Here is a 26,184-nt window from a genome sequence, read left to right on the forward strand (position 1 = left end):
GAGTCGCCGCTACCGCCCGCGCTGCGCGCAGCCGGCGCATCAGCGCTTGGCCGCGGTCTCGAACGTGGCCGCCTGCGGCAACGTCACCGGCACGCCGGCGCTGTCGCAGGTGCCGGCCTTGCACAGGCGCTCGCGCAGGCGCGGGGTGGCCTGGACGATGACGTGGTAGATCACGTTCTCCTCCAGCGTGCCGCGGAAGGCCGCGCTGCCCGGGCCGGTGGCCCAGATGCCGACGTCTTCGCCGCCATGGCTTTCGGACTTGGTCGGCACCAGCGATTCCTGCATGTAGCTGGGCGCCTCGGTGTCGACGTGGGTCAGGTCCGGGCGGCCGGCGGCCGGCTCGCTGCTGCTGGGTTCGTGCGGGTACTTCTTGGCGCCGGCCGGCTGCGCGTTGCTGGCGCCGGTGTAGCCGGGGCCGTTGGCGTAGCTCAGCGTGGTGTAGGGCTGGCCGGCCAGGTCGGTGGCCAGTTGGGTGCGGTCGCCTTCTTCGCCGCCGGTGCCGCGCACCTTGCCCAGGATCGGGTTGCCGCGCACCGGGTAGCCGACGAAGTTGAGCGTATGCGAATGGTCGGCGGTGACGATGATCAGTGTGTCCGGCGGCGCGGTCTGCACGGCGGCGCGCACCGCATCGGACAGCGACACGGTCTCGTCGAGCGCGCGGTAGGCATTGCCGGCGTGGTTGGCGTGATCGATACGGCCGCCTTCGACCATCAGCACGAAGCCGTTCGGGTCGCGCGACAGCGACTGGATCGCGGTGCGGGTCATCTCGGTCAGGCTGGGCTCGCCCTGCGCGGTGCGATTGCGGTCGTGGTCGAACTGCATGTGATCCGGCTCGAACAGGCCCAGCAACGCGGGTGCGCCGGAGGCCGCCTGCAACTGTTGCTCGTTCCAGACATAGGCGCCCTGCGGGTGCGCCTGTTTCCATTCGGCGACCAGGTCGCGGCCGTCCAGGCGCAGCCCGACCTTGTCGTCGTACTCCGGATCGCGTTCCTGCACGGTCTGGAACTGGCTGCGTCCGCCACCCAGCACCACCTGCGGGCCACGCCCGAAGCGCGCGCTGGAAAGCAACTGCTGGGCGATGTCCTGGCAGCCGGCGGTGCGGGCGGACTCGGGCAGGTCGGTATCGTTTTCCCAGTTGCGGTCCGGCGAATGCGCATAGGTCGCCGCCGGGGTGGCGTGGGTGAGGCGGGTGGTGGTGACGATGCCGGTGGCCATGCCGGCGCTGTCGGCCAGCTGCAGCCAGCTCAGCAGACCCTTGCCCAGGCTGTCGGCGCAGTCGCTGCGGTTGCCGCTGCTGACGCCGATCGCGCCCATGTGCGTTTTCACCCCGGTGGTGATCGCGGTCATGGTGCCGGCCGAATCCGGCGTCTGCGAATCGGTGTTGTAGGTCTTGCTGAAGGCGGTGGCCGGGAATTGCTCCCACGACAGCAGGTTCTCCTCGCCCGGCCCGCCCTTGCGCTGGCCATCCAGGATGCGTGCCGCCGCCACCGTGGTCAGGCTCATGCCATCGCCCAGGAACAGGATCACGTTGCGCGCGCGGCCTGCCATTGCGCCATTGCCGGCCGCGCGCGCCGCGCCCGAGCGGTACCACCATTGCGGCGTCTCGCCGGCCGGATGCGCCACCTGCGGCACCTCCACGCGCACGGCGGCAGGCGCGGATGCGCTGGTGCCGGCGCTGGAGGCGCAAGCGGCGACACACACGGTGGTCAGGGCGGCGAGGGCAGGCAGGCGGTAACGCATCGGCATCGAACTCGTGGCTGAATCGGCGCCTATTATGCCGGCATGCCTGGTGTCACACAGATGACACGCCGCTGTTCCAGTCGTGGCCTCGCGGGCGGCGCGGGCCTGGGCTATGGTGCATGCACTCTCCCCCCGGATGACTCGACGCATGACATTGGTCTCGGCCTGGTTGCGCATTCCGTTCTGGCAACGCGTGGTGGCCGGCTTCGTGCTCGGCGCGCTGGCCGGCTGGGCCATGGGCCCGGCGGCCGATGTGTGGTTCGGCCCGCTCGGTGACCTGTATGTCACCCTGATCAAGATGATCGCCATCCCGCTGGTGTTCTTCGCGGTGATCAATGCGATCTCCTCGTTGCACGGGCAAAAATCCGTCGCCGCGCTCGGCGGGCGCACCTTCCTGTGGTTCGTCATCACCGCGGCGTTGGCGGTGGGTGTGGGCCTGGCGGTGGGCACGCTGATGCAGCCCGGCGCCGGCCATTTCAGCCTGAGCGTGGATTCGGCCTGGAAACCGCGCGATGTCCCCAGCCCGATCAAGGTGCTGCTGGACGTGGTGCCATCCAATCCGTTCTTTGCGCTGACCGGCATCGGCACCAAGACCAATGCGGCCGGCGAAACGGTGCTGGCGGCCGGGCGCGGATCGATCCTGCCGGTGATCTTCTTCGCTGCACTGCTGGGCTTTGCGATGGTCAAGCTCGGCGAGCGCGTGGCCGAGGCGCGCAAGCTCACCGCGCAATTGAGCGACATCATGATCCAGGTCACCCGCTTCGTGCTGGAGATGACCCCGTTGGGCACCTTCGGGCTGATCGCCAGCCTGGTCGGCAGCTATGGCTTCGAAAAACTGCTGCCGTTCGGCAATTTCGTGCTGGCGCTGTATGTGGCCTGCGCGATCCATATCGTGGTGGTCTACAGCAGCCTGTTGTTGCTGCACGGACTGAATCCGTGGAAGTTCTTCCGCGGCGCCGCGCCGGGCATGCAGGTGGCGTTCGTCAGTTCGTCGAGCTTTGCCGCGATGCCGGTGGCGATGCGCTCGATCACGCATAACCTGGGTGTCAGCAAGGACTATGCTGCATTCGCGGTGCCGCTGGGCGCCAGCATCAAGATGGACGGCTGTGGCGCGATCTTTCCGGCCCTGTGCGCGGTGTTCATTGCGCAGTACACCGGCGTGCCGCTGACCGCAAACCAGTACTTCGTGGTGTTGATTGCCTCGGTGCTTGGCAGCTTCGGCACGGCCGGCGTGCCCGGCACCGCGGTGATCATGGCCACGGTGGTGCTCAGTGCGGCCAACCTGCCGCTGGAAGTGATCGGTTACCTGTACGCCATCGACCGCATCCTCGACATGATGCGCACCATGACCAACGTGACCGGGCAGATGCTGGTGCCGGTGCTGGTGGCCAAGGAGACCGGCCTGCTCGACAAGGCGGTCTACGAGTCGGCATCGACCAACGTGGGGCTGGAAGATCCACTGGCCGATCGCGCTCCGACGCAGCGCTGAGCGCCAGCGATGCGCATCGGGTCTCCCACGCTGCGCGATCGCCTGCAGCAGTTGCCTGAGCTGCACAGCGTCGACGGCGTGTTCGTGCAGCGGTCGTTGCCCGACGACCCGTTCGGGCAGCAGTATCTGGAGGTTCGGCGCAAGGAAGGCCGGCTCTACACCGATGCACAGGTACGCAGCCTGCCGCGCCCCGGCGGCAAGCTCGGCGCCAGTCTGGAATGGCAGGTGCGTGCGCTGTCCAGCGCCTTGCTGGTCCAACATCTGCGCGCGCAGGCAGGCGAGGGCGCCATTGCCGAACTGGGCTGCGGCAACGGCTGGCTGTCGCAGTTGCTGGCGCAGTCGCTGCAGCGCGACGTCTGCGGCATCGACGTCAACCGCACCGAGCTGACCCAGGCCGCGCGCGTGTTCGGCCACGACCAGCGCCTGAGTTTCATCGCCGCCGACATCCACACCCTGGCCCTGCCGCGCGATCTCTTCGACGTCATCGTGATCCCGGCCTGCATCCAGTATTTCGCCGACCCCGCGGCATTGGTCATCCGCCTGCTCGCCCAACTGCGCGACGGCGGCGAGCTGCACATCCTCGACAGCCCGCTGTATGCGGATGCGCACGCCGCCGATGCAAGCGCGGCGCGCAGCCTGCGCTACTTTACCGAGCTGGGTGTTCCGGCGCTGGCCGCGCACTACCACCAGCACACCTACGCCAGCTTCGACCGCTTTGCGGTGCAGCGCCTGTTCGACCCGCGACGCCCGGGCGCGCGCCTGCGGCGGATGCTCAAGCTGCGGCAGCCGCATTTTCCCTGGTTGTGTCTGCGCAAACAGGACAACCTGGCCGCGCTACGTCCTGAGTGAAGCATCCGCGCTGCCGGACCACGCATCGGGTGTTTGGTCGTGCGCACTGGCGTCCCACCCGCATGGCACACTGCCAGCTCATCCATTGACGAGGGCGGGCGGTGATTGGCCAACAGCGTGATCTGACATTTCGTTTTCTGGCCGAGCCCAGCGACGTCAACTTCGGCGGCAAGGTGCATGGCGGCGTGGTGATGAAGTGGATCGACCAGGTCGGCTTTGCCGCGGCCAGTGGTTGGAGCGGGCACTACTGCGTCACCGTGGCGGTGGGCGGCATTCGCTTCGTGGCGCCGGTGCGGATCGGGGATCTGGTCGCGGTATCGGCCAAGCTGGTCTACACCGGCCGCACCAGCATGCACTTTGCCATCGACGTGCGGGCACGCAGCCCGATGGGTGGCGATTCCCGGCTATGCACGCATTGCATCATCGTGTTCGTGGCGATGGACCCGGACGGCATCACCCCGGTGGCAGTGCCGTCCTGGCAGCCGGGTACGCCGGAAGACCAGCGCCTGGCCGAATACGCGCTCAAGGTGATGGAGCTGAGCAAGGGCATCGAGGACACCATGGCGCATTACCAGGCCGACACCTCGCGGTAACCTGCGGCGCGCGCTGCGCTGCGCCGTTGGCCCCGCCATGCGCGAGGTGCGACAGGTAGCCTGATGCTCGCTGCCTGCTACTTGGCACGGCGATGGATGTCACCCGCTGTCATGCAGCGGTCATGGGGCCTGCGGGACGCCCACGCGCGACGACGACGCAGCAAAAAGGCCGCGGGATCGCCGCGGCCTCCGTCATGCAATCGACGCAATGTCCACCAGTGGGTCAGAGCACCCGGCGTGCCTGGATGAACTTCTCGCTCCAATAGCCGCTGGCCAGCGAATCCACCCGCACGTCCTTGCCGCGACTGGGCGCATGCAGGAACTTGCCATCGCCGACCACCAGACCCACATGGTCGATGCGGCCGCGCCTGCCGAAGAACACCAGATCGCCGGCCTTGAGCGCGTTGGGGTCCTTGATCAGCTCGGCAGACTCGTCGCGTGCGATGTCGCGCGAGACGCGCGGCAGGTCGATGCCCAGGGCGGTCTTGAACACATAGCCGACCAGACCGCTGCAGTCGAACCCTTCGGTGGACTCGCCGCCCCAGACGTACGGGGTGCCCAGCAGGGCCATGGCGCGTTGCAGGATCACCTGGACACGGCTGTCGGCCACGGCGTTCTGGGCGGCGTTGGCCGCACTCTGGGACACGTCGTAATTGGCCAGCAGGCGGCTGAGGTCACCGGCGAACATCGCCGAACGGTCCATCAGCGGGATGGCGTCGTTGGCGGCCAGATGCGGAAGCAGGGCGGCCAGTGTTGCGGTGGCAGCGGCGTCGGCGCGGCTGCGGGTTGCGGCTTTCTCGGCGGCGACGGTGCTGTCCGGCGGGGCCGTCTGCGGAGCGGATGCGGTGCCGTTGGCGGTCTGTGCCAGGGCGGGAAGGGCTGCGAGCCAAAGAGCGGTGGCGCATAGCAGGCGGAGCGGTTTCCGGGGCGGAAGCGGTGCGGCGCCAGTGATGATCTGTTCGTCGTTCGTCACGCGGGAATCACAATTCTGCTGTCGATGCGGGATGATGCCTTGGTGAAAGAATCGTTACGTTCAAAAAAGGTTAAATTTCCGTTTTATGAAATGTGATACGCGTCACATATCAGGGCAAAACCCGCTTTGAGCCTGAATAATGGTCACGCCAGTAGGCGCCATCCAGGAAATCCAAGCGGACGGTACCGCCGGTGGTGGGGGCGTGCACGAAGCGGCCTTCACCGACATAAATGCCGACGTGGGTCACGTTGCCGCTGGAGCCGAAAAACACCAGATCGCCGGTGGTCAGTTTCTCCTGGGGGATGCGGGGTCCCTGCACCGCGGCCAGTTCACGCGAGGTGCGTGGCAGCGCAAGCGCCAGCACGTCCTTGTAGACATAGGTGACCAGCCCGCTGCAGTCGAAGCCGGTCTCCGGCGTATTGCCGCCGAAGCGGTACGGCGTGCCGACCAGGCCCAGCGCACGCATCAGGATGTTGTTGGCGGCGGCCGGATTCGACGGCGGCACCTGCGGCCAGACCCGCGGTGCCGGCGGCTTGGTGGCGGCCGGTCGGCGGACCGGCGCCTGTGCGCAACCGCCCAGCAGCACGAGCAGGCCCAGCAACGAACTGGCCGCCACGCGGCGGGCGCGGGCGGCGAAAACTGGCGTGATATGCATGGAGCCGGGATAATGGGCGGTTCGAAAGGTCGCCATGATGGCGGCGCACCCGGCGGCCGACAAGCCGTCCTCCACCGTCTGCCACCGGGCAGCCTATCCAGAGCCAGGCATGAAGATCGAAAAAGACAGCGTCGTCCGCTTCCACTACACCGTTTCCGAGCTCGGCCAGGAGCCGATCGAGAGCTCCAAGGAGCGTGACCCGTTAGCGATCATGATCGGCCACGGCAACATCATTCCGGGCCTGGAAGCGGCCATGATGGACAAGGAGGCCGGCGAGAGCTTCGGCGTGGACGTCAAGGCCACCGAAGCGTATGGCGAATACCGCGAAGGCCTGAGCCAGCGCGTGCCCAAGAAGCACTTCGGCGCCACCAAGCTGGTACCGGGCACCCAGGTGGTGCTGCAGACCAACTTCGGCCCGCGCGCGGTGACGGTGCAGAAGGTCGGCATGAGCGTGGTCGACGTCGATCTCAATCACCCGATGGCGGGCAAGGACCTGCACTTCGACGTGGAGATCATCGAAGTGCGTGAAGCCACCCAGGAAGAGCGCGACCACGGGCATGTGCATGGCGAAGGCGGCCATCACCACTGAGCGCAGCCGTTATACGGTCTGTGAAGCGGGCGGACCGATGCGGGCAATCGGCAACATCGGCATGCGCCGCGTGGTGATGCCGATTCGCCCGCGCCGGTCGTGTTCGCCCGGCCAGCGTTTGCTGGATGTGTTTCTGCGGCCCGCCATTTCGGCGGGCTGCTTGCATGGTGCGCGCCGCGATCGCCGCGCCGTGCTGTCCGGGCCGCGATGAGCCCGCGCGATCTTCTGCTGCCCGTTGCAGCCAGCGAGCGCATGGTGGTGCTGGATGTGCTGCGCGGTTTCGCGCTGCTGGGCATCCTGCTGATGAATGTCGAAGCCTTCGTCGGTCCGCTCGATCTGGCGATTACTGGCGTGGAGCCTCATTGGCATGGTGCCGACCGGGTTGCCGATGCGCTGGTGTACCTGTTCGTGCAGGGCAAGTTCTACACGCTGTTCTCGCTGCTGTTCGGCATGGGGTTTGCGGTGATGGCGCAGCGCGCCGCGCAGGCCGGGCGCGGGTTGGTCGGCCCTTATCTGCGTCGCACCGGTGCGCTGCTGGCGATCGGGCTGGCGCATGCGCTGCTGCTGTGGTCCGGCGATATTCTGGTGACCTACGCCTTGCTCGCCTTGCTGCTGCTGGCCACGCGCGCGGTGCCGACGGTGACGCTGCCGTGGTTTGCCGTGCTGGTCTACTGCTGCGCGCCCGGGTTGATGTTGCTGTACGGCGTCGCGGGCACGTTGACGCAGCTGGACCCGGCATCTGCAGTGGAATGGAAGGCCGCAGTGGCCGACGCAGCGCAACAGGCGGCAGCCAACGTGCAGGCGCAGCGCGCCGCCTTCGGTGGCGGCAGCTATGCGCAGGCCACGCTGCAGCGCCGGCATGACCTGCAGCAGGCAATGACCGGGCTGAGCATCAACGGCCCGGCGATGCTCGGCATGTTCCTGCTGGGCAGCTGGTTCGTGCGCAGTGGTGCCATCGCCGCGCCCGAGCGCTTTCCGCGCCTGTTCCGGGGCTTGCGCTACGGTGCGCTGCCGCTCGGGCTGGGCGTGATGGGGCTGAGCTACGCGCTGGAGCCGTGGATCGATCCGGCGCGCCTGGATCTGCGCCTGTCGGGTGCCTTCGCGCTGGCGCTGATTGCCGGCCCGCTGATGAGCCTGGGCTATGCGGCGTGGGTGGTACGCCTGGCGCCGCGCCTGGCATGGCTGGCGCCCGCCGGACGCATGGCGCTGACCAACTACCTGATGCAGTCGTTGGTGTGCACGTGGATCTTCTACGGTTACGGGCTTGGCTACTTCGAACAGCTGCCGCGCGTATGGCAACTGCCGTTCGCGCTGGTGCTGTTTGCGCTGCAGGTGGTGCTGAGCCAGCTGTGGCTGCGCTGGTTCCGCTTCGGGCCGGTGGAATGGCTATGGCGCAGCGTGACCTATCTGCGCGTGCCGCCGATGCGTCGCAGCAGTGCGCGCGTGGGGTAGTGCGCACATGAGCGGTGCGCCTGTCGATGTGGTGGTGGTCGGTGCCGGCGCCATCGGCCTGGCGACCGCGCTGGCCCTGGTCGAGGCGGGGCGGCAGGTGCACGTGCTCGATGCCGGTGCGGTGGGTGCGGCAACCTCGTACGGCAACTGCGGCACCATCACGCCGAGCCATGCGCCGCCGCTGGCAGCGCCGGGCATGATCGCGCAGGCGCTGAAGTGGATGCTGACGCCGGACGCGCCGCTGTATATCCGGCCACGCCTGGATCCGGCGCTGTGGCGCTGGTTGCTGCGGTTTGCGCAGCGCTGCAATACGCGTCACTGGCAGGCCAGCGCGCAGGCGCGCGCGGCGTTGCTGGGCGATGCGCGACACCGCTTCGACGACTGGGTCGAGCGCTATGCACTGGACTGCGAATTTCGCAGCGATGGGCTGGACTACGTGTTCGGCGATGCGCGCCGCTTTGCGCAGTATCGCCACGAGTGCGGCGTGCTTGCACAGTGGGGCATCCAGGCCGAGATCATCGAGGGCGCCGACTATCTGCGCCAGGACCCGGCATTTCGCGCAGGCATTGCCGGTGCGATCCATTTCCCCGGCGATGCGCATCTGCGTCCGGAGCGCTACACCGCAGAACTGGCAAGGGTGCTGCGTGCGCGCGGTGCGGCGATCCAGGCGCAGTGCCGCGTCGATGCGGTGGTGCCGGACGCACGCGGCGCGTGCGTGCACACCGAGCGCGGGCGATGGCAGGCGCGTGAGGTGGTGATCGCAACCGGCCCGTGGTCGCCGGTGCTGGCGGCGCAGCTGGGGCTGCGCTTGCCGGTGCAGGCCGGCAAGGGCTATTCGATCACCTATACCGCCCCGGCATTGATGCCGCGCCGCCCGGTGGTGCTGAAGGACCGTTGGGTGTTCGTGGTGCCGTGGCGCGATCGGCTGCGTATCGGCAGCACGATGGAATTCTCCGGACGCGATACCCGCCTCAACCCCACGCGCCTGGCGGCGCTGGAGCGCGCAGCGGCCGATTATCTGCATGCGCCGGCTGGCCCGGCCGTGATCGAGCGCTGGTATGGATGGCGGCCGATGACCTGGGACGACGTGCCGGTGCTGGGGCCGGTGCCGGGGCGTCCTCACGTCTGGCTCGCAGCCGGGCATGGCATGCTCGGCATCAGCATGAGCACTGCAAGCGGACAACTGATGGCCGACCTGATCACGGGCCGCGCACCTGCGCTGGACCCGCATCCTTACCGGGCGGAGCGATTCGCGTGAGTGCCCGATACGACTACGATGTGGTGATCCTGGGCGGCGGCTCCGGTGGATTGGCCGCTGCGTTTCGCGCGGCCAGGCACGGTGCACGCGTGGCAGTGATGGAGCCGAACGAATTGGGTGGCACCTGCGTCAATCTCGGCTGCGTGCCGAAGAAGGCGATGTGGCTGGCGGCCGATCTGGCCGGCAAGATCGAGCTGGCCGGGGCGCTGGGTTTCGATGTGTCGCGACCGACATTGGCCTGGCAGGAACTGGTCACGCACCGGCAGGGCTACATCAACAACATCCACGCCAGTTATCGGCGTCGGCTCAACGAAGATGGCGTGGTAATGATTCCGCAGCGTGGCGTGCTGCAGGATCGCCATACCATCATGGGCGGCGATGGCGTGCCCGTCACCGCCGAGCACATCGTGATCGCAACCGGTGCGCATCCGCTGCGGCCGGACATCGACGGTGCCGAGCACGGTGAGGTGTCCGACGATTTCTTCAATCTCTGTCATGCGCCTGCGCAGGTGGCGATCGTCGGCGGCGGCTATATCGCGGTGGAGATCGCCGGCCTGCTGCAGGCGCTGGGCAGTCGCGTGCATCTGTTCGTGCAGGGCGATCGCTTGCTGGAGCGCTTCGATGCCGAGCTGACCCTGCAACTGGCCGACAACCTGCGGCACCTGGGCGTGCGCCTGCATTTCGGTTTCTCCACCACCGGCCTGGAACGCGATGCACATGGCAAGCTGCGCGTGCACGGCCATCCCGCGCACCCCAGCGAGCAGGGCAACGACGTCTTCGACCAGGTGTTTTTCGCCACCGGCCGACGCGCCAACACAGCGGGGCTGGGTCTGGAAGCGGTCGGCGTGCGCCTGGGCGACAAGGGCGAGGTGGTGGTGGACGAAGGGCAGACCACCAGCGTGCCGAACATCCATGCCATCGGCGATGTCGGCGGCAAGGTCGGGCTGACGCCGGTAGCGATCGCGGCGGGTCGCAAGTTGATGGACCGCCTGTTCGGCAGGCAGCCGGATGCACGCATGGACTACGAAGGCGTGCCGAGCGTGGTGTTCTCGCATCCGCCGCTCGGGCAGGTCGGGCTGACCGAGGAGCAGGCGCGCGCGCGGCACGGCAGCGCGGTACGCATCTACCGCAGCAACTTCCGTCCGATGTTGCATGCGCTCGCCGACGCGCCACAGCGCAGCCTGTTCAAGCTGGTCTGCGTGGGCGATGAGGAGCGCGTGGTCGGCGTGCATCTGCTGGGCGAGAGCGCCGACGAAATGCTGCAGGGGTTTGCAGTGGCCGTGAAGATGGGCGCGACCAAGCGCGACTTCGATGAGACCGTGGCAATCCATCCCACTTCGTCGGAAGAGATCGTGTTGATGCACTGATGCACTGATGCACTGATGCACTGATGCACTGTGCATCGATGCGGCTGTTGTGGCCGGACCAACGAGGGCATCAGTCCCTTGCCGGTACTGACGTCGGCCCCTGCGTTTCACAACGTGTGGCAGCCCCGCGCAACACCGCACGCTAGTTCTGCACCCGACGTAAGGGTGCTTGACGCAGGCCAGGGCCCTGCGAGCGAACAGATCAAAGCCCTTCTCCCCTCGGGAGAGGGGTTGGGGTGAGGGTCCGGCACAATCGGCGCGTCAATCAACTGCCGATCTGCCGTCCACAGCCGGTCATGCCTCATCGCTGGCATCCTTGCGCGATGTCCAAGCCCCGCAAACCAGTGACGCTTCCCCCTGCCGGCCCACCTGCGCGCGCCGGCTCCCACGGCGCGGCGCTCTCCAGCGAACAGGCGCGACTGCGCATCCTCGCCGCGATTCGCGCAATTCCTTCCGGCCAGGTCGCAGGCTATGGCGAGGTCGCACTGCGCGCCGGCCTGCCCGGACGGGCGCGGCTGGTGGCCCGCGTGCTCAGCGGCAATGACGATCCGCACCTGCCCTGGCACCGGGTGCTGCGCAGCGATGGCCGGATCGCATTGCCGGACGGCTCTTCCGACTACCGTGAGCAATGTCGGCGGCTGCGTGCCGAAGGCGTGGCGGTCGAGCAGGGCCGGGTGCGCCGCGCCAGTGCCGCGCAGCGGCTGGATGCCGCCGTGTGGGGACCTTCATAAGCCTGACGTTATGATGGTTGGCATTCCGAAGGATGCCGTCATGCCCCAACTGCCGCCCGTCACCAAAGCGTTGTTGATCGCCAATATTGGCTTGTTCCTGCTGCAATGGGCACTGGGCGACCTGGGCGCCGGCGTGCTGCCCTCCGATGCGGCGCTGTCGTCGCTGATGCTGTGGCCGATCTCCAACGGCTTCGATGCGTTCTCGCCCGGCGCCAGCTTCATGCCGTGGCAGTTGCTGACCTATGCATTCTTGCATGGCGGCTTCAACCATCTGTTCTTCAACATGCTGGCACTTTTCATGTTCGGCGCGGCACTGGAGCAGACCTGGGGCCAGAAGCGCTTTCTGACCTACTACCTGGTGTGCGTGGCCGGTGCCGGCGTGTGCCAGTTGCTGATGGCCTGGTTCACCCAGAGCGGGGCGCCGGTGGTAGGTGCGTCAGGCGGTGTGTTCGGCCTGTTGCTGGCCTACGGGATGCTGTTTCCGAATCAGCGGGTGATGTTGCTGTTTCCGCCGATCCCGATGAAGGCGCGCACCTTCGTGATCGTGTTCGGTGCGATCGAGCTGTTCCTAGGCGCAACCGGCTGGCAGCCGGGCGTGGCCCACTTCGCGCATCTGGGCGGCATGCTGTTCGGCTGGCTGATGATCCGTTACTGGCGCGGGCAGTCGCCGTTTGGCGGCAGCGGCGGCAGGAAGGGCGGTGGCAAGGGGCGCAAGCCGCCGCTGCGCGTGGTGCGCTGAGGTCCGGCAGCGCATCGCCTCGTAGGAGCGGACCTGGCCGCGACGGCGGTTTACCGGTAAAGCCTTGTCGCGGCCAGGTCCGCTCCTACGACCAGGGCGTTTCAGGCTAGTAGGCAGATCGATAAACGCCGGAGACAAAAAAAGAGCGCGGATTCCGCGCTCTTTTTCATTGCCTGCCACCGTGCGTTGATGGCCAGTGACGTCCTGGCGCCTGAATCAGCGCCAGATCTTCAACTGCTCGGCATCCACGCGCTGCATCGGCTGGCCGGCCTTGCAGCTGAACGCCGCACCGAACTCGGGCAGGTTGGACAGCGGGCCGTTGGTGCGCCACTGGCCCGGTGCACGGATGTCGGCGCTGGCGCGCTGCACCGCTTCGTTTGGCGACAGCTGCTGGGCCCACAAGCCGGCCCAGGCGGTGAAGAAGGCCTGCTTGTCGGCCTCGGTGGCGGCGGGCTGTGCCTTGCTGAAGGCCTGCCAGGCCAGTTCGATACCGGCCAGATCGGCCAGGTTTTCTTCGGCGGTCTGCGCGCCGTTGACCTTGACGTTGGGCACACCCGGATACGGGTAGGCGCCAAACTGCTCGGCCACCTTGCCGGTCAGCAGGGTCCAGCTGGTCTTTTCGGCCGGCGTCCACCAGCTGCGCAATTCGCCCTTGGCATCCACCAGCGAACCCTTGGCGTCAATGGCACGGGTGATTTCGTGGGCGACCAGCGCGCCGTAGGCGCCGTACTGCGCGGCCGGCGTACTGCCGGCGGTGAGCACCGGCGGCTGCAGCACGGCGGCAGTGATGATCAGGCGGTTCTGCGCGATGTCGTAGGCCACTGCCGGCTGCTGCGGCAGCACGTCCCAACGACGGTCGGCGTTGCCCTTGCCGATGCGCTTCATCTCCTCGCGGTGGCGCCAGGTCGAGGCGATCAGCATGTTGCCGCCGAAGCTGCCGCGGCCCATCGGCTGCACGGTGTAATCCAGATCGCGACGCGGCGCGCCGACTTCGATCTTCATCGCCGACAGCTTGGCCTTGGCTTCGGCCACTACCTCACCGTTGCCCCAGCCGGTGCGCTCCAGCGCGGCCAGCTGCGCGTCGCGCATCTGGTCGGCGATGGCTTCGGCCTGGCGGCGCGTGTCGCTGCTCAGATAGCGCGCCACGTATTCGCGGCCGAGCATCGGGCCGGCGGCGATATTGATCGCGTCCAGCACCTGCTGCCAGCGCTGCGGCGGCAGGGCATCGCCACGCAGCAGACGGCCGCGGAACTGGTACTCGGCATCGTGGAAGCTCTTGGACAGGTACGGCGCCATCGCATCACCCACGCGCCAGCGCAGATAGGCCTTCCACTGTTCCGGCTTGATGCTGACGATCATGCTGTCGAGCTGCTTGAACATGGCCGGGTCGGCCATCGACACCAGGTCGTCCTTGACGCCCTGCGCTTCCAGGAAGTCGGCCAGGCGCAGGTTCTTGTACTGCTTGGTCAGTTCCTTGGTGGCGATCGGGGCGTAGTTGTTGAACGGGTTGTTGATGCCCTGCACCGACTGCGCGCTGCGTGCCAGCGCGGTCTCGATCTGCAGCACCGAGGCGGCATCGGCGTCGAGCTTGTCGGCGGCGGTGCCGGTGAGCGCCAGGATCTGCTTGACGTAGGCGCGGTAGCGGCCCATCAGCGCCTGGGTGTCGGCATCGGTACGGGTGTAGAAGGCCGGGTCGGGCAGGCCCATGCCGCCCTGCATGAAGTAGCCGATGTGGCGGTCGAGTGCCTTCAGGTCCACGTCTGGACCGAAGTTGAAGCCGACCGGGATGCCGACCTGGTGCAGTGCGGCGATGGAAGCGGGCACATCCTTGGCCTTCTTGATCGCATCGATGCGCGACAGCAACGGAGCGATCGGATTGGAGCCGTCTTTTTCCACGGCGGCCTCATCCAGGCCGCTGGCCCAGAAGTCGCCGAGCAGTTTCTGCACGTTGCCCTGCGGTGCCTTCATCGACGCATCCAGCAAGTCGCGTTGCTGCTGCAGTGCGCGCTCGGACAGCTGGCCCAGTGCGGTGACGGCACCCGCCTGCGGCATCGGGTTGGCCTTCAGCCAGCCGGCGTTGGCGTAATCGTAGAAGTTGGTGCAGGCCGCCGAGACGGCCGGGGCCTTGGGGGCAGCCTTCTTCTTGCGAGCGGCGTCGGCGTCGGGGGCGGACAGCAGCGTGATCAGGCTGAAGCCAAGAGCGAGGGCAAGCGGACGAATGGTGGGCATCGAGAAGACGGGTGGCCAGATTGAAGTCGGCGGAGTTTAGCAAGGCTGCGTGCTGCGCAGGCATGTGCCCGCTGCCGTTCGTCTCCGCTGCTGGGCGTTTGCGTGAACGCGACAGGCCCGCGCGTGCGGGCCCGTGCGGTCGGTGGTGGGTAGGTGGAAGCGCTTGCAGCCGGTTACCAGATCACCACGCGGTCCTTGTCCGGGCGCACCATCGCATCGCCGGGCTTGCAGGCGAAGGCGTGGGCGAACTGCGGCATGTTGGACGGCGAGGCGTTCGCGCGCAGGTTGTCGGGGGCATGCAGGTTGCTTGCCAGATCGACCAGTTGCTGCTTCTCACGCATCTGCCCGCGCCAGCTGAGCGCAAACCCCAGGAAAAAGCGTTGATTCGGGGTGTAGCCATCGACGGCGGCTGCCCGCTCGGGATGCGCCCGCAATGCCGCCTGTAGCGCGTCGTAGGCGACATTGGTGCCGCCCAGATCGGCGATGTTTTCGCCAAGGGTGAGCTTGCCATTGACGTGCCGGTCGGGGTGGTCGGGCAGTGGAGCGTAGGCATCGAACTGTCGAACCAGGGCATCGGCCCGCTGCTCGAATACCTTGCGATCCTGTGGCGTCCACCAGTTCACGTTGTTGCCCGCACCATCGAACTGGCTGCCCTGGTCGTCGAAGCCGTGCATGGCTTCATGCCCGATCGTTGCACCGATACCGCCATAGTTGAGGGCATCGTCGGCCTTGGGGTCGAAGAACGGTGGCTGCAGGATGCCTGCCGGGAAGTTGATGGAGTTGGCGCTGGGGTCGTAGTAGGCGTTGACGGTCTGCGGGGTCATCGCCCAACGGGTGCGGTCGGTCGGCTTGCCGATCTGGGCGATGTCGTAGCGATAGTTGAATGTGGCCGCCGCCTGCAGATTGCGGTGGTACGCGCCGGGAACGATCTCCAGCCCGGACCAGTCGCGCCAGGTATCGGGGTAGCCGATCTTCGGCTGGAAGGTTTGCCACTTGGCCAGGGCCTTGGCCTTGGTCTGCGCGCTCATCCAGTCGACGTGTTCGATACGCACCTTGAGCGCAGCGCGAATGTTGTCCACCAGCTCGCTGGCGCGCTGCTTGGCTTCGGGGGTGAACATCCTGGCCACATACAGCTGGCCCAGGCCTTCGCCCATGCTGGTATTGACCCTGCGCAGCACGCGCTTCCAGCGGGGTTCCTGTTCCGGTTGCCCGTGCAGCGTCTGGCCGTAGAACGCAAAGTTGTTGTCGGCGAAGGGCTTGCTGAGGTCGCCGGATGCATCGTCGATGGTATGGAAGCGCAGGTAGGCCTGCCACTGCGCGATCGGAGCGCTGGCGAGCTGGCGGTCGAACTCTGCGAAGAAGCGCGGATGCGACAGCGAGAAGCCGGACCCTGCGTCCACGCCCTGGGCGGCGAAGAAGCGCGTCCAGGAGAAGTGTGGCGTAAGTTTGTCCGCTTCGGCCAGGCTGACGAAGTGATACTGATTCTGCGGTTGACGTGCCTCGACCCGGCTCAACGTAGCAGCCGCCAGGCGCGTTTCCAGCGCAAGCACGTCGTTGGCTTGCGCACGCGCTGGGTCCTTGGCAATGCCGGTGAGTTCGAGCGACTTGGCGATGTAGTCCAGATACGCCGCACGGATGGGCGCGTACTCGGCGGCGCTGTAGTACTCCTTGGTCGGCAAACCCAGGCCGCCCTCGGTGGCGAAGGCGATCTGCATGTCCGCCGTGTGGAAATCGGCGCCGGCACCGAAGTAGAAGACCTGCGCGTCGCCCTCTGCGTAGCGGCCGGTGATGTAATCGGCGACCTGCCTGCCGGAGGTCAGCGCGGCGATGGCTTCTAGTTGCCGACGGATCGGTTGGTCACCCGCAGCCTCGATCGCGGCTTCGTCCATGCCCGACGCATACAGCATGCCGATCTTGCGGGCCACCGGATCGGCCTGTGCGCCTGCTTGCTTGGCTGCGGCTTCAGCGATCTCACGCTGCACGAGTTCACTTTGTTCAGTCAGGATGTCGCTGACGCCCCAACTGGTGCGATCTGCCGGTATCGGGTTGGCCTTGCGCCATTTTCCGTTGACGAAGTTGTCCAGGTCCTGGCATGCGCTTGTTGTCGGATCCAGTTCGCCGATGTCCAGCGCCGACTTGGATGGGGCGAGGGTCGCCGCAGGCGCCAGCGCGTCCGGCGTCTTCGTGGCGCTGCCGTCGTCGGAGGCGCGCTTGCAGCCGGCCAGTGCGATCAGCAGGCTGAGGGCGAGTGTCGAGGTCTTGATGGCGGACATGGCGGAAATGGGCAGGAAGGAGCGCCGAGGATAGGCGGGCGCTGCCGTGCCGGCACGCAGGCTTGAGCTTTATTGAGACTTGTTTTGAAGGCGACGAGGGGTGGGGCACCGATGCCCGATGGCATGGCCCGAAAAAGGAACAAGGGTGCGCCGCGGCAGGCCGCCTGAGGGCGTAAATGGCAGGGGGAGACGCAAAGAGAGGCGGCCTGCGTAAGTTGCGCCACCTGCAGCAAGCCGCGTCCGATGCGCGATGCACGTGTTGAATCCGCCACCTGCAGGCGTAGCGCGCGATCTTGGCGGCATCGCGCTCCACTGTCGCAAAACAAAAGGGCGACGATCTCTCGATCGCCGCCCCCGTTGTTTGCAGCTACCGTGCAATTACCAGATCACCACCTGCTTGTCGCCCTGGCGCACCATCGGATCGCCGGCCTTGCACGAGAACGCGGCGGCAAACGCCGGCATGTTCGACGGCGCACCGATGGCGCGGAAGTTGGCCGGTGCGTGCGGATCGGTCTTCAGGCGCACCACCAGTTCTTCCGGGGTGAAGTTGCGGCGCCACACTGTTGCCCAGTTGAGGAAGAAGCGCTGGTCACGGGTGATGCCGTCGGTCTTGGGATCGTCCTTGCCGGCGGTGGCGGTCTTCATCGCGTCGTAGGCGGTGTTGAGGCCGCCCAGGTCGGCGATGTTTTCGCCCAGGGTCAGGTCGCCCTTGACCTTGTCGCCGGCCGGGGTGCGGTAGCCGTCGAACTGCGCGACCAGCTTGCCGGTGCGCGCCTTGAACGCGTCCAGGTCCTTCTGCGTCCACCAGCCCGGATCGGCGATGAAGTTGCCGTCGGCACCGAAGCGGCTGCCCTGGTCATCGTAGCCGTGGGTCATCTCATGCCCGATCACCGCACCGATGCCGCCGTAGTTCATTTCCTCCGGCGCATTCGGGTCGAAGAACGGCGGCTGCAGGATCGCGGCCGGGAACACGATCTCGTTCTGCAGCGGGTTGTAGTAGGCGTTGACCGTCTGCGGGCTCATGCCCCATTCGGTCTTGTCCACCGGCTTGCCGATCTTGGACAGGTTCCACTTGTAGTTGTACTCGGACGCGGCCATCACGTTGCCCAGGTAGCTGTCGCGGCTGGTGGTCAAGCCGTTCCACTCGCGCCACTTTTCCGGGTAGCCGATCTTGGGCGTGAAGCTCTCCCACTTGGCGATCGCCTTGGTCTTGGTCTCCGGGCTCATCCAGTCCAGCTTTTCGATGCGGGCCTTCAGCGCAGTGCGCAGATTGGTCACCAGGGTTTCCATCTTGGCCTTGGAATCGGCCGGGAAGGCGACCTTGACGTACATCTGGCCCAGCGCTTCGCCGGTCTGGCCGTTGATGGTGGCCAGCACGCGCTTCCAGCGCGGCTTGATTTGCTTCTGCCCGCGCAGGGTCTGGTTGTAGAACGCGAAATTCTCATCGACGAACGGCTGGCTCAGGAACGGCGAGGCGCCATCGACGGTGTGGAAGCGCAGGTATGCACGCCAGATCGCCGGATCGGTGTCGGCGATCATCTTGCTCACTTCCTGGTGGAAGGCCGGGATGGCCAGCGAGAACATCTCCGGCGTGGGGACGCCCTGCGACTTGAAGAACTCCGTCCACGACCAGTTGGGCGTCAGCTTGTCGGCTTCGGCCGGCGAGATCGGGTTGTAGGCCAGTGACGCATCGCGCGACATCTGGGTGCTGGTCTTGGAGACCTTGGCCAGACGGGTTTCGAACGCGACCACCTGCTTGGCCTGCGCGGCGGCATCGGCCGCGGCCACGCCGGACAGTTCCAGCACCTTGGCCACGTGCGCCTGGTAGGCCTCCAGCTTGGCCTTGTTGGCGGCGCTGGTGTAGTACTCCGGGTCCGGCAGGCCCAGGCCACCCTGCATGGCATAGGCGATGTTCTGGCTGGACTTCTTGAAATCCGCCTCGGCGCCGAAGCCGAACAGCTCGTTGTTGCCCTTGGCCGCGCTGCTGCGCAGATAGTCGACCAGCTTGGCCTGGTCGCTGATGGCGTCGATCGCGGCCAGTTCCGGCTTCAGCGGCTCGATGCCCTGGGCATTGATCTTGGCCTCGTCCATGCCGGTGGACCACAGGTCGCCGACGATCTTTTCCACGCCGGTGGCGCCGGTGTCGGCTGCGGCCTGTTCGACCAGCTGCTGCTGGATCGCATTGGAGCGCTCGTCGAGCATCTCGAACGCGCCCCAACTGGTGCGATCGCCCGGCACCGGGTTGGCGGCCAAAAACTTGGCGTTGGCGTAGGCATTCAAATCCGTGCAGGCATTGCCGTTGGGGTCCAGATCGGCGGCGGTGAACTGGTTCACGGCCGGCAGCTTGCTCTGGTCCAGGGTCAGGGTCTTGGGCGCCGCAGGCGCAGCGGTTGCCGCAGTTGCGGCGTCGCCGGCCGGGGCCGCCGGCGCAGCGTCGTCGGATTTCTTGCAACCACTGAGCGCGGCCGCCACGGCCAGGGTCAACGTCAATAGATGAGGTGTTCGAATCACAAAGGCTCCAGGAGCAGCAGTCGATTGGGAAGCTCCGTCGCCGGAGCCGTGGCCGGCACTCTACGCCTCGCCAGCCGGATGGCATGGTGTCGAAGGTCATGGGTGCGGGGTGTGTAGAGGGGCGGGAGGCGGGCTCCGACGCAGCTGCAGTAGGGGACGCACTAAAAAAAACGGCCCCTTTCGGGGCCGTGGAGAAGTGCGTGTTCTAGTTCTGAACGCTGCGCTTAAAAGTCATAAGCCGCAGAGAGACGGACGAAGCGCGGTGGGTTGAAGTAGGTGCCCATGCCATAGGTGTTGGACACCGTGTAACGGTCGTCCCCGTACACCGCTTCCGTACGTGTGGCATCGCGGTCGTTGAGTACGTTGAAGACCTGCAGCCCGATGGCGAGCTTGTGATCGGCAAACGACGGGCGATAGGTCACGCCCAGATCCAGATTCGTCAGCCAAGGCGTGCGGCCTGCGTCGCCCGGACGAGAAGGAGAACCGGCGCAATAGTGGTAAGCCGATTCATAGCCAATCGGATCCTGCTCGCCCTCGCCGAAATAGCCCAGGCACGATTTTGGTGTGCCGGACAACACGCGCACCGTGGCAGATGCCATCCATTCCGGTGTGAACTGATAGGCACCGAATGCCTTGAACTGATGGCGGCGATCATTGGCCAGACTTCCACCTGCGTAGTACATCAGCTCTGCCGAGTCCCAGTCCTGCGTCTTGGAAACGTCAGCCTGTCCCAGATCGGATTTCACTTGGCCTTCGGTGTTGCCGTACAGATGCGACCAGGTGTAATCGACGCGGCCGAACCACTTTTCGTCGAACGGATGTTCCAGGAACAAGTCGACCGACACGTAGTTACGCTTGGCACCGCTGGTGAATCCCCAATCCTCCTGAGACATACGCACCTGCGTGCGGCCCGAGCCGTCGACATTGGCCAAGTTGTAGGTGTTGGTTTCGCCAGGGTTGAACATCACGCAGCCAGGAATGGCAACGGACGAGGAATCGATACCACTGGCCTCGAGCTTATCGGCTATCCGGCCTGTATCGCAGACGTCATCGATCGCGGTCTGCAGCTTGCGATAGGTCACCTTTGCACCCGAGTTCCACTTCTCGCCAAGCGTCTTCTCAAAGCCCATCAGGAACTCATCCTGGTACTGAGACTTCAAGTCGCTCGGTGCGAACGAATTCGGGTCGGGCGTCTGGCCGTATTCACCATTCGAAGAGACCGGGCCCGGGCCCAACGCCCTCAAGCCAGTCGGCTCTCCATTTGCGTCCAGCCCGCTGTAGGCGAAGTATTCATCGGTATAGGTGGAAGCAGATGCACCGCGCACCGCAACGCTATTGGGCAGTGCCAGATAGTAGCGTCCCAGGTTAGCGTACAGCTTCAGCGACGAATCGCCGAACACATCCCAGCTCACGCCCAGACGTGGTGCCCACTGATCACCACTGTCAACATAGGGAGCGCCTGCGCTGTTGAAGTTGGTGAACTTGTCGTTACGGATGCCAAGCAATACCAGCCACTTGTCGGTGACTTGCCAGCGATCTTCCAGGTAATACGCCTTCTGCTCGACTGCCATGCTTGTTGTCGTGGTGAAAATGCGGCGCTGTGCGTAGTAGCCATTGCCGCCGGAAGGGCCGACACCAAGGCTCGGGCGGATGTCGACCGCAGGGTTGGACTGACGCGCAAACAGCCACTGGTATCCCGGCCCGGTCGTCTGAACACCTTCATTGGACGCATTGAAGTACATGTTATCCACGCCGGCGGTCAGGTCGTGGTCACCAAGCCGGTATTCGAGTTCAAGGCGCAGGCTGCGGGTCTTGTTCTGCGGAAGAGCTGCCTTGATGCGGTTGCTTGCCTGGTCATTGGTGATCGGGGTACCACCGGTCAGAGCAGGGTCCTGGTTAGTAACATTCTGCAGGTAAGGAAGAGTGGAAACGTACGGATTGCCCTGCAGATTGTCCTGGCGGCTACGCCCCCATGTGGCGTTCAAGGTCAGGTCGTCGGTGAGATAACCGGTGTACTTGAAGATGTCGTACCGGTCCTTGATCTTGTAGGTATCAGCGAACGTGCCGCTGCGGCCACCACCGGTTGATGTGTCGTAATCGAAATCGGTGTAATACCCAGCGCGACGATCAGTGCTCTCGATGCGGGTGTATTCCACAATGTTGCTGTCGTTGATATTCCAGTCGATCTTGCCGTAAAACTTTGGCGCGCTATAGGCGTAGTTGTTCCGTCCCAGGACACTTGCCGCGCTGGAGTTGGTGGAAACGCCATCGGTCTTGTCCGATTCGCCTGCCACGAAAACAAACAGCTTGTCTTCGATCAACGGGCCGCCCGCATACGCGCTATAGACCGTGCGAGTCGCTGCGTCGTCCTTGCGGCTGCGATACAGTGTGCCGGGTTGATCCGGATTGGTGTATTCAAATCCATCTGGCAAGGTGTTATTGGGGAAGCGCACGTTCTCGGGCGAACTTGCGAGCGACTTGGGTTCCCAGACTGCCTGAGCACCGAAATGCCATTCGTTGGTACCACGCTTGCCGACCTGATTGATCACGCCGCCGGTCGAGCGACCGTAACGCGCGCTGTAGCCGCCGGTGTAGGTCTCCTGCTGGTCGATCGCGCCATACGGCAAGCTCACGCCACCGAGGTTGCTAAGCGGGTTGCTGACGTTGAATCCGTTGATGTAGTAAGCATTTTCAGTGACGCCGGCGCCGCCGAACGAAACGACCGAGCGTGAGCCGTTATCGAATGCGCCACTGCCCGCCACGGCACCCGGTGCCAGCAAGGCAATTGCTTCCGCGCTACGGCCAAGGGGCAGGATCGCAAGCTGCTGGGAGGTGATCACCGATCGCGAACTGGTCGAGCTGACATCAATCTTCGGTGCATTGGCCGCGGTGACGGTGATCGCGCCCAGCGTGGTTGCATCGGCATTACTGCCAGCGCTTGCGCCAGCGAACGAAACCTCGGTACCCGAACCGACGCGTAGTTGCACGTTCTTGCGCGTATCGACGACCTGATCGCCATGCTTCAAGGTGACGGTGTAGGCGCCAACCGGCAGCGAGCCGAGGTTGTAACGGCCGTTTGCGTCTACGGTGATGGTGCGGCTCAGCCCGGTGTCGCTCTGAACGACAATCGTGCTGCCGGCTTCGGAGGGAGCGCTGCCGTAGATGCTGCCGGTGGTGCTCTGCGCGTAGACCGCGCCATTGGTTAGGCAAGCACTGAGCACGACGGCGAGAGCGGTGCGCTTGATGACTTGGCGACGAAACTGATTGCTCATTCCTGACCTTTCAACTGGGAGTGCGGATAAGGGACGGTCATCGGAGAGTCAGATGGCCTTAACCCGAACGTAATGAATGTCTGCACTGCAGCGCAAGCAATCGACATGATTTGTTAATAAAATATCGTCAATCCGCATCGAAAGTGATTAATTCGGCACAATTCCAGGCTCTGCGACACAGAGAGACAAACAACCTCAACAACATTTTGTAACTAGTAGTTACATTCGATACAGATAAGCCAGGCCTGAAGGCAGGAAGCTGTCGCGGCTGTGGCGAGCAGGCCTACGGCGGTAGGCGTTACGGCCGCGCTCGCCACGTGGCAAGAAGAAACCCCGGCAAGCGGGGCGTCTTTTCAAGCGTTATTCCCGGGTCAGAACCGCACCGTTGTCCCCAGATAGAAGAACCGTCCGACGTTGTCGTACAGCGCAGAGGTGAAGTCCGAGCCAAAGTAGTTACGCGGCGGATCCTTGTCGAAGGCGTTGTCGATGCCGAGGTAGACGTCGATCTTCGAGCCGGGGAACTGATAGCCGAACTGGAAGTTGTGATAGGTGTACGAGCCGTTCCTGATCGGGCTGGCCGAGCCCGGATTGCTGTTGTAGCTTTCCGGTGTCACGCGCAGGTTGCCGTCCACGTAGTTCATGTCCCACGACGCGCGCCATTCGTTCCAGTTGTACTTGGTCTGGAACTGCGCGCGCCAGCGCGGGTCGGTCACGTAGGTCACGTACTCGTCGTACTCGGCCGGAAAGTCCTGGAACACCCATTCGCGCGACTGGATCAAACGGGTGCCGACCAGGCGCAGCACGGTGTTGCCTTCGCCGAGCTGGAAGCGGTAGTCCATTTCCAGATCCACGCCCACACGCCGCGAGCGCGACAGGTTTTCATTGAGCGCCTGCCAGCCGATGATGCTGTGCTCGGGATAGATGCGGCCCTGCGGGTCGGTGAATCCACCCAGCGGGGCGCGCTGCACGAAGCCGCAGAAGCTGTTGTCGATGCCACCTGGATTGTCCACGCAACGCGTGGCATTGGTCTCTGCGGTCACGGTGCCGATCGCGTCCTGCAGGTCGATGCGCCAGTAGTCGATCGACATGCCGAAGCCTTCGAAGAACTCCGGTTGCCACACCAGGCCATAGGACAGGCTGCGCGCACGCTCCGGCTTCAGCTCTGGGTTGCCGCCGCTGACGCCGGGGCGGGTGGAGGTGAAGGTGTCGATCCAGCCCACCGGCACGCCCAGCGCGCTGCAGTTGGCCTGGCGCAATGCCACGTCGCCCGCGGTGCCCGGGCGGTTGGTGTTGGTCGGCAGGTAGTTGCAGGGATCGTTGATGGTCGCGAAGTTCTCGCTCTGCGAGTCGTACAGCTCGCCGATGCTGGGCGCGCGCACTGCCTGTGCCAGCGTGCCGCGCAGACGCAGCGAGGGGATGATGGTCCAGTCCAGGCCCACGTTCCAGGTCTTGGTCGAGCCAATGCTGTCGTAGTCCGAATAGCGGCCTGCCACGTCCAGTGCCAACCGGTCCACGCCCGGCAGGCCGGCGAGCAATGGAATGGTGCTCTCGACGAAGACTTCCTTGACGGTGTACTCGCCACCGCTATTGGGGATGGCGTTGAGGAAGGTCACGCCCGAGGCTGCGAGCGGATCGGTGATCTCCTCGCTCTGCTCCTTGCGGTACTCCACGCCACCGGCAAACCCGATATCGCCGGCCGGCAGCGACAGCAGGTTGCTGTTGGCCACCGATGCGCTGAACACGGTCTGCTGGATCTTGGCCTGCGAGCGCGCGGTGGTGTTGAACCACGCCGCTGCTTCCGGGGTCACCGCGCCGTTGCCGAACACACTGAACGGCACGCAGCCTTCGCGCGCCAGGGCCGAATAGACACGGTTGGTGTGGGGGTTGATCGCGCCCGGATCCAGCGTGGTGCGGCAGACGATGTTGCCGCTAGCATCGCGTGCGGCGTCGATACCGGCTTGCCAGCGCTCATTGATGCGGTTGTTGAGGTTCAGGCGGTCGACCGTGGTCTTGCCGTAGTTGGCAGACACGTCGTAGCTCCAGTTATCGGTGAAATTGCCTTCGGCGCCGAGCACTGCGCGGTAGGTCTTGCGCTCGATGTTCTCGCCGCGGCGGCCGGCATCGACGTTGAAGCGGTTCATCAGGATCTGGGTGGCACCGCGCGCATCCATCAGCGCACCGAGTTCGGGGCTGACATACGGATTCTGGCGACGCACGCGCAGCGAGCTGTCGAACGCCGGCTGGCCGAAGAATTCCGAATCGGTCTCGCTGTACTTGCCCTCGAAGAACAGGCGATGGTTCGCGCTGATCTCGAAGTTGATCATGGTGTTGACGCTCTTGCGATCGAAGCCGGGCTGCAGGTCGGCAACCGCATTCAGATCGACGAAATCGCAATCCACGCACGAGGTATTGCTGACCACCGGGCCGTTGTAGCGATTGCGGCGGAAGCTGCCGTCCTGGTTGAACAGGTAGCGGTTGCCATAGCTGGCCGGGTTGCGGAAATCGAAGGTGCCCAGGTTGAAGGTGCCACCGTATGACGTGGAATGATTGCCGCCCGGGCCGCTGAGCACATTCTGCGGATTGCGTTCGCTCGGCGGTTGGCTCGGGTCGAACGCGGGGTTCGGAACCGACACCAGATATTCGCGGCCGATGGCGCGGTTGCCGCGACCGAAGCGGTCCTGCTTGCTGTATTCGCCGGACACCGCGATGTTGCCGCGGCCGTCCGCAAAGTCGGTGCCTGCCGAGAAGCTGGCGAAGGAGCGGTTGTAGTTGCCCTCGTCGGCCAGGCCGGTCTGCGCACGCGTCTCGAAACCGGTGAAGTTCTTCTTGAGGATGAAGTTGACCACGCCGGCCACCGCATCGGCGCCATACACGGCCGAGGCGCCACCGGTGATGACTTCCACGCGTTCGACCCATTCCACCGGAATGGTGTTGACGTCCACCGCGGTCGAGCCCGGGCTCGAACCAACATGGCGGCGGCCGTTGACCAGGACCAGCGTGCGGTCCACGCCCATGCCGCGCAGGTCGAGCAGGCCCAGCCCGGCGGTGCCGATGAAGCGGGTGGAGTTGCCCAGCGTGTAGCTCGGTGCCAGCGCGGGCATGCGCGCCATCAGATCGCTGATGGTGGTCGCGCCGGTGGCGCGGATTTCCTCGGCGCTGATCGCAGTGACCGGCGAGGGCGTGACAAAGCCGGTACGCGCGATGCGCGAGCCGGTGACGGTGACCTTGTCCAGATCGGTGGTGCCGGGCGCGACTCCGCTTTCCGACTGCGCGGCGGCGTGGCCGGCAGAAGCGGCCAGCACGGCAAACAACGCGGTGCTCAAACGATGACGCTGGGTGTGTTGCGGAAGACGACTCGACATGACCTTGCGGATTCCTCGCTGGGATTTGGCGAAACAGTCGCGCTCGCTGAGCGCTGGCTGAACTGGAATTCGAACGTAACAATTCCTTAATCATGTGTCCAC

The 26,184-nt window shown here is 65.4% G+C and carries 18 protein-coding genes; 10 read left to right on the forward strand and 8 right to left on the reverse strand.

Annotated features, from left to right (window positions below):
* Positions 1–39: 39 nt before the first annotated feature.
* Positions 40–1,746 (reverse strand): alkaline phosphatase, encoded by a 1,707-nt coding sequence (locus tag EO170_RS07210; protein WP_104648044.1) that lies wholly within the window; start codon positions 1,744–1,746, stop codon positions 40–42.
* Positions 1,747–1,888: 142 nt separating this feature from the next.
* Here EO170_RS07210 and EO170_RS07215 point away from each other — a divergent pair, with 142 nt between their 5' ends.
* The 3 genes from EO170_RS07215 to EO170_RS07225 all read left to right on the forward strand — a co-directional run bounded on the left by EO170_RS07215 (position 1,889) and on the right by EO170_RS07225 (position 4,671).
* The gene (locus EO170_RS07215) at positions 1,889–3,229 is read left to right on the forward strand and encodes a dicarboxylate/amino acid:cation symporter (protein ID WP_104581920.1); all 1,341 of its coding nucleotides are present in this window, start codon (positions 1,889–1,891) and stop codon (positions 3,227–3,229) included.
* A 9-nt stretch (positions 3,230–3,238) separates the two neighbouring features.
* The gene (locus EO170_RS07220; RefSeq protein WP_164740945.1) at positions 3,239–4,078 is read left to right on the forward strand and encodes a class I SAM-dependent methyltransferase; all 840 of its coding nucleotides are present in this window, start codon (positions 3,239–3,241) and stop codon (positions 4,076–4,078) included.
* A gap of 101 nt (positions 4,079–4,179) precedes the next feature.
* Positions 4,180–4,671, forward strand: a complete 492-nt coding sequence (locus EO170_RS07225; protein ID WP_104648042.1) for an acyl-CoA thioesterase — start codon at positions 4,180–4,182, stop codon at positions 4,669–4,671.
* 223 nt (positions 4,672–4,894) lie between these two features.
* Here EO170_RS07225 and EO170_RS07230 read toward each other — a convergent pair whose 3' ends face one another.
* Complete coding sequence (locus tag EO170_RS07230) at positions 4,895–5,644, reverse strand: C40 family peptidase (RefSeq protein ID WP_104581923.1); 750 nt, start codon at positions 5,642–5,644, stop codon at positions 4,895–4,897.
* Between the two features lie 109 nt (positions 5,645–5,753).
* Positions 5,754–6,362, reverse strand: a complete 609-nt coding sequence (locus tag EO170_RS07235; RefSeq protein WP_180707890.1) for a C40 family peptidase — start codon at positions 6,360–6,362, stop codon at positions 5,754–5,756.
* A 46-nt stretch (positions 6,363–6,408) separates the two neighbouring features.
* Between EO170_RS07235 and EO170_RS07240 the strand changes: the two genes are divergently transcribed.
* The 7 genes from EO170_RS07240 to EO170_RS07270 all read left to right on the forward strand — a co-directional run bounded on the left by EO170_RS07240 (position 6,409) and on the right by EO170_RS07270 (position 12,435).
* On the forward strand, positions 6,409–6,888 hold the full coding sequence (locus EO170_RS07240; RefSeq protein ID WP_115677565.1) for a peptidylprolyl isomerase: 480 nt from the start codon (positions 6,409–6,411) through the stop codon (positions 6,886–6,888).
* Positions 6,863–7,099 (forward strand): hypothetical protein, encoded by a 237-nt coding sequence (locus tag EO170_RS07245; protein ID WP_126943678.1) that lies wholly within the window; start codon positions 6,863–6,865, stop codon positions 7,097–7,099. The genes EO170_RS07240 and EO170_RS07245 overlap by 26 nt, the downstream gene beginning before the upstream one ends.
* Positions 7,096–8,340 carry a DUF418 domain-containing protein gene (locus tag EO170_RS07250; protein WP_126943681.1) on the forward strand — a complete coding sequence of 415 codons (1,245 nt, stop codon included), beginning with the start codon at positions 7,096–7,098 and terminating at the stop codon, positions 8,338–8,340. The genes EO170_RS07245 and EO170_RS07250 overlap by 4 nt, the downstream gene beginning before the upstream one ends.
* A gap of 7 nt (positions 8,341–8,347) precedes the next feature.
* Positions 8,348–9,598, forward strand: coding sequence for an FAD-dependent oxidoreductase (locus tag EO170_RS07255; RefSeq protein WP_126943684.1), 1,251 nt, complete (start codon positions 8,348–8,350; stop codon positions 9,596–9,598).
* Positions 9,595–10,965, forward strand: coding sequence for a glutathione-disulfide reductase (gorA, locus tag EO170_RS07260; RefSeq protein WP_126943687.1), 1,371 nt, complete (start codon positions 9,595–9,597; stop codon positions 10,963–10,965). Before EO170_RS07255 ends, gorA begins: the two co-directional genes overlap by 4 nt.
* A gap of 323 nt (positions 10,966–11,288) precedes the next feature.
* Positions 11,289–11,696, forward strand: a complete 408-nt coding sequence (locus EO170_RS07265; RefSeq protein ID WP_126943690.1) for an MGMT family protein — start codon at positions 11,289–11,291, stop codon at positions 11,694–11,696.
* Positions 11,697–11,736: 40 nt separating this feature from the next.
* Complete coding sequence (locus EO170_RS07270; protein WP_026064941.1) at positions 11,737–12,435, forward strand: rhomboid family intramembrane serine protease; 699 nt, start codon at positions 11,737–11,739, stop codon at positions 12,433–12,435.
* Positions 12,436–12,651: 216 nt separating this feature from the next.
* Here the strand turns inward: EO170_RS07270 and EO170_RS07275 are convergent, their stop codons facing one another.
* The 5 genes from EO170_RS07275 to EO170_RS07295 all read right to left on the reverse strand — a co-directional run bounded on the left by EO170_RS07275 (position 12,652) and on the right by EO170_RS07295 (position 26,082).
* Positions 12,652–14,664, reverse strand: coding sequence for a M13 family metallopeptidase (locus EO170_RS07275; protein ID WP_126943693.1), 2,013 nt, complete (start codon positions 14,662–14,664; stop codon positions 12,652–12,654).
* A 173-nt stretch (positions 14,665–14,837) separates the two neighbouring features.
* Entirely contained in the window at positions 14,838–16,937 is a 2,100-nt protein-coding gene (locus tag EO170_RS07280; protein ID WP_126943695.1) for a M13 family metallopeptidase, read from the reverse strand.
* Positions 16,938–17,315: 378 nt separating this feature from the next.
* On the reverse strand, positions 17,316–19,427 hold the full coding sequence (locus EO170_RS07285; RefSeq protein WP_115677560.1) for a M13-type metalloendopeptidase: 2,112 nt from the start codon (positions 19,425–19,427) through the stop codon (positions 17,316–17,318).
* A 245-nt stretch (positions 19,428–19,672) separates the two neighbouring features.
* Positions 19,673–22,720, reverse strand: coding sequence for a TonB-dependent receptor (locus EO170_RS07290; protein ID WP_126943698.1), 3,048 nt, complete (start codon positions 22,718–22,720; stop codon positions 19,673–19,675).
* Between the two features lie 371 nt (positions 22,721–23,091).
* On the reverse strand, positions 23,092–26,082 hold the full coding sequence (locus tag EO170_RS07295) for a TonB-dependent receptor (RefSeq protein WP_126943701.1): 2,991 nt from the start codon (positions 26,080–26,082) through the stop codon (positions 23,092–23,094).
* Positions 26,083–26,184 lie beyond the last annotated feature (102 nt).

Source organism: Xanthomonas sp. BRIP62409, from assembly GCF_003992965.1.
GTDB lineage: Bacteria > Pseudomonadota > Gammaproteobacteria > Xanthomonadales > Xanthomonadaceae > Xanthomonas > Xanthomonas euroxanthea.

Coding starts and splice junctions, on each gene's coding strand:
- EO170_RS07210 (WP_104648044.1), bottom strand. CDS start 1,746: ATGCCGATGCGTTACCGCCTGCCTGCCCTCGCCGCCCTGACCACCGTG.
- EO170_RS07215 (WP_104581920.1), top strand. CDS start 1,889: ATGACATTGGTCTCGGCCTGGTTGCGCATTCCGTTCTGGCAACGCGTG.
- EO170_RS07220 (WP_164740945.1), top strand. CDS start 3,239: ATGCGCATCGGGTCTCCCACGCTGCGCGATCGCCTGCAGCAGTTGCCT.
- EO170_RS07240 (WP_115677565.1), top strand. CDS start 6,409: ATGAAGATCGAAAAAGACAGCGTCGTCCGCTTCCACTACACCGTTTCC.
- EO170_RS07245 (WP_126943678.1), top strand. CDS start 6,863: ATGGCGAAGGCGGCCATCACCACTGAGCGCAGCCGTTATACGGTCTGT.
- EO170_RS07250 (WP_126943681.1), top strand. CDS start 7,096: ATGAGCCCGCGCGATCTTCTGCTGCCCGTTGCAGCCAGCGAGCGCATG.
- EO170_RS07255 (WP_126943684.1), top strand. CDS start 8,348: ATGAGCGGTGCGCCTGTCGATGTGGTGGTGGTCGGTGCCGGCGCCATC.
- EO170_RS07265 (WP_126943690.1), top strand. CDS start 11,289: ATGTCCAAGCCCCGCAAACCAGTGACGCTTCCCCCTGCCGGCCCACCT.
- EO170_RS07270 (WP_026064941.1), top strand. CDS start 11,737: ATGCCCCAACTGCCGCCCGTCACCAAAGCGTTGTTGATCGCCAATATT.
- EO170_RS07275 (WP_126943693.1), bottom strand. CDS start 14,664: ATGCCCACCATTCGTCCGCTTGCCCTCGCTCTTGGCTTCAGCCTGATC.
- EO170_RS07280 (WP_126943695.1), bottom strand. CDS start 16,937: ATGTCCGCCATCAAGACCTCGACACTCGCCCTCAGCCTGCTGATCGCA.
- EO170_RS07290 (WP_126943698.1), bottom strand. CDS start 22,720: ATGAGCAATCAGTTTCGTCGCCAAGTCATCAAGCGCACCGCTCTCGCC.
- EO170_RS07295 (WP_126943701.1), bottom strand. CDS start 26,082: ATGTCGAGTCGTCTTCCGCAACACACCCAGCGTCATCGTTTGAGCACC.